Source organism: Acidiplasma cupricumulans (assembly GCF_001402935.1).
In the GTDB taxonomy this organism is placed as follows: Archaea; Thermoplasmatota; Thermoplasmata; order Thermoplasmatales; family Thermoplasmataceae; genus Acidiplasma; species Acidiplasma aeolicum.
This window is the reverse complement of the sequence record NZ_LKBH01000255.1, coordinates 1-592: the sequence shown is the minus strand read 5'-3', so window position 1 is coordinate 592 and position 592 is coordinate 1. Positions and strand designations below refer to the sequence as shown.

The following is a 592-nucleotide window of genomic DNA, read 5'->3' as shown; positions in this document are numbered from 1 at the left end:
TAAAAGTTATTGTTCCAAGGATATAAAAAATAACAATTATGTTATAATATTCTAATACAAACGAAATTATAGGAACAATTAATATATATGAAATAGCAGGCAAAAACAGTAATTTAAATTGCATGTTCTCAAGATTAATATAAGTGGATTTATCTATTTTATTCATATTTAATTCTATTTTATATTTACCGTTATTATAATATAATAAATATAATACAAATGCTATTATTCCCAATATGCCAAAATACTGATGCAGAAATAAAATTTCAACTAAACCGATTACAAACACCGTTGTCATCGGAATTGAAAATATCTTCCATTTTATTAAGTCATCCATATTACCACCCGTTACTTCCAAAGCTAAAAGCCATATCTGCAGTACTACCAATAGCTAAGCCAAATGCAAGAAGCCATAAACCCGCAGCACCACCAATATTGCCGGAACACAATAATCTCCACCAATTACGGCAATCCAAGAACCAACTAATATTAAAGTACTTAAAATACATCCCAGTTCCAGTCTATAGCTATACCTAAAGTTTTATTTATCTCCATATTACATTCCTTTTATATTTTTAAGTACTTTAATATT

The 592-nt window shown here is 27.7% G+C and carries 1 protein-coding gene; it reads right to left on the bottom strand.

What is annotated here, in order from left to right; translation table 11 throughout:
- The coding region (locus tag AOG55_RS06750; protein WP_156318793.1) for a hypothetical protein at positions 1-337 on the bottom strand (337 nt) is incomplete at its 3' end.
- Between the last annotated feature and the right edge of the window lie 255 nt (positions 338-592).